Raw genomic sequence first — 2,853 nt, 5'->3', positions numbered from 1 at the left:
ATTCTCCAAAGTAAAAAGGATTGTTAGGAAGTTCATTTGAGCCTGTAAGGAGAGTGGAGTTTAGGAAGATATAAGCTTGATAGTTTTGGAGTTCTTCAAAAGTAAAATCTGTCGTTGCTTCTAATTTATAAAGTTCATCATAAATACTTTGACAATCAATGATGCTTTTATTTTCACAAAACAAATAAATACTTTTTTTATCTTTATGAATAGAATATAAAAAGTCTTTACCTATCATAATTTTCCTAAATAATACCTATTTTAGCTTTTCCATTAAAATACAAAGCTTGTGATATTTTACAAACTCCACCTAAATATTGCTCATCCCAAATTTGATCTTTTATTTTATAACTTTTTGAATTATATCCATATATTTTTGTTATATTATTAATATTTTCAAGACATTTCATATCTTTATAAACCACAATGAAAATTCTAAATTCCCCAATGGCAATTTTATGAGCTAAATTTTCTTGATTATTAATAAAGGAACAATCTTTTCTGTATTTATTAAAATCATTTTTATCAAGAATTAAAATGTATTTTTCTTTTTCTTGTGCCTTTAAAATAAAATCTATGATTTTTGTTTGACTAATAATAGGAGTTTTATAACTTGTATAATAATTATCTCCAAGCTCTTCTAAAATACCATTGGTTTCTTGCATTATGGTGGCTATTAATGAAAGAAAATATTCAAAGTGGTTAATCTTTTCTGGATGGTTTTTATTGAACCCAAAAGAGCTATTTTTATTAATAGCATTATTTTTTAACACAAAAGTTTCTGTATAAATTTGAATATTTTTCATAAAATGATTAAGATACTCTATACATTCACTAAAACTTTTATCTTTGAATTTGTTATAGTTAGCATCTAATTCTAAAAGATAGGAGTAGAAGTAAAGAGTTTGAGTTAGGGGGATTATGGAGTGCTCCCCTGTTACTCCAGAGCTTGTATTGATTGTATGAAGCAGTGTTGTATCGCTATATTGATTGTCTTGATGTAATCCTAGCTTAATCCCTAGTTTTGATATAGGAGAGCCGATATACCATTCATTTTTATATTCATTATTACTTGATTCACAATGAAAGATAGAATCTTGAATTGAGAGTTTGTATATATATCTTTCATCTCCTTTAAGTTCAAAATTTTGAGGTGTTCTCCTATCTTCTTTAAAATGTTGCCAATAATTATAAGCAAGTTGTCTATAATATGGTGCAATATCTGCTAAGATAGGAATGGCATTAATATCAAGTGTCATCATTGTTGTATGAGTAGAAAGACTCATTGTTATCCCATAGTATTGACTTTGTTTTTCTTGGATTATCTTGTGTAATATCTCTCGTATCTTACTTTCTAAGAAAATATTATCTTTGCCTAAATCTCTTGCTCTATTTGCTATATTTTCTATTTCTTCTTTTATAAATCTTTCTTGTTGTTCTTTACTGTGAAATATAAAGAGTTTTACTATATAATCATAAGGAGGTGCTATCTTTCTAGCTCCAGGTGCATTATAAGTATATAAAGCTTTGATATTGTTTCTATTCCTATCATCACAGATACTTAAAGCAAAGAGTTGTGCAAGACAGCCTCCAAGAGAGTGTCCTGTAATAGTAAGAGAATCTTTTTCTTTGATTTGTGGATAATCTTTAATACAAGTTTCATAAAAGTTTAGCATATCATCATATTGGGCTTTAGGTATAGAGCCTATGGTTAAAGAAGCATCAGCTACAAACAAATCTTTAAAGGAACTCATTTCTGTTCCTCTAATGGCTAAAATATAATTGATATAGCCATATTCACTGGTATAGCCTTCTTCTTTTGTTTTACTATCAATTTGTTTTCTTTTTTCTCCAAACAAAGTAGCAGAAAAGCCTGAATTTGTATTAGGACAATGTTTTAATAAATCATAGCGAGAAAAGAATTGTTTGGCTTGGAGTTGGGAGAAGTCGCCACTAAATAACTCATCATCAAAGAAGCCATTTTTAGCTTTCCTGTTTTTTCATCTTTAAAATATTTGTATTCTATGTTGAGAATATCAATTAGGGTGGGGAATACAGATTGGGTTGTATCTTCTTTAATATCTCTAAAATATTTTAATCTTTTCCAATCCTTACTATTTTCCTCTGGCTTATAACTTTCATTAGCTAAATGAAAATATCCATAGGCTGCCCAAGGAAGTTCTGCATTGTCTCGTAATTTAGTGATTAATCCTTTATTGTCCATTTTTGCTCCTTTGTATTGAAGTACAAACTGCAATATTCTTCTATCTCTATCCACTCAATATTATAACTAGCCACAGATTCTTACTCTAAATTGTAACGTCTTGTATTCCAAGTATCAAGTAAAATTATTGATGTAATGTTATCTTTAGAGATAAGTTTTTTATTGCTATACAGAATAGCCATTATATCATATCTAGTCTTTTTTATTTCTCCTATATATGTTGCATATTCTCTAAAATTTTGCAAATAGAATTGCTATTCTTTACTTATTTTATAAGCTCTTCTATTCAGCTCCTCCCAATCTAATGTATCCAAACTTAATCCAAAATACCCTAGAATCTTATTATACTTTAGGAAGTTCATTTAACTTACACATATTCCTAAATTGCCAATAACTAGGCTCTAAATAATAAGAATAAGGAGTATAATAAAAGATAATTAAGCCTATACTTCCAAGAAAGACTAAAAACTTTGAAACGCTTTTTGTAGATTTAAAGATGATTTTATAAATAAATTTTAATATAAGATAAGAAAGAATAGTAGAAATTATAATAAGAAGTAATATATATGTCATGGGTTATCTCCTTAGATTCTCTATTTTATTAAAATTAAGATGTAATTTTGTGGTTT

The 2,853-nt window shown here is 27.6% G+C and carries 3 protein-coding genes; all 3 read right to left on the bottom strand.

All coding sequences use genetic code 11. From position 1 onward, the window contains the following. Window positions 1–238, bottom strand: a 238-nt coding sequence (locus tag AJN70_RS09985; protein ID WP_087720682.1) for a hypothetical protein, incomplete at its 3' end; no start/stop codon positions are given. A gap of 7 nt (window positions 239–245) precedes the next feature. Further along, window positions 246–1,859, bottom strand: coding sequence for a lipase family protein (locus AJN70_RS09980; RefSeq protein ID WP_261670043.1), 1,614 nt, complete (start codon window positions 1,857–1,859; stop codon window positions 246–248). Between the two features lie 38 nt (window positions 1,860–1,897). Then, on the bottom strand, window positions 1,898–2,224 hold the full coding sequence (locus AJN70_RS09735) for a hypothetical protein (RefSeq protein ID WP_002881839.1): 327 nt from the start codon (window positions 2,222–2,224) through the stop codon (window positions 1,898–1,900). Window positions 2,225–2,853: the final 629 nt, after the last annotated feature.

The organism is Campylobacter sp. BCW_4341 (assembly GCF_001764255.1).
Taxonomy (GTDB): Bacteria; Campylobacterota; Campylobacteria; order Campylobacterales; family Campylobacteraceae; genus Campylobacter_D; species Campylobacter_D jejuni.
The sequence above is the reverse complement of the archived record's forward strand: the minus strand, read 5'-3'. Positions and strand labels throughout refer to the sequence as shown.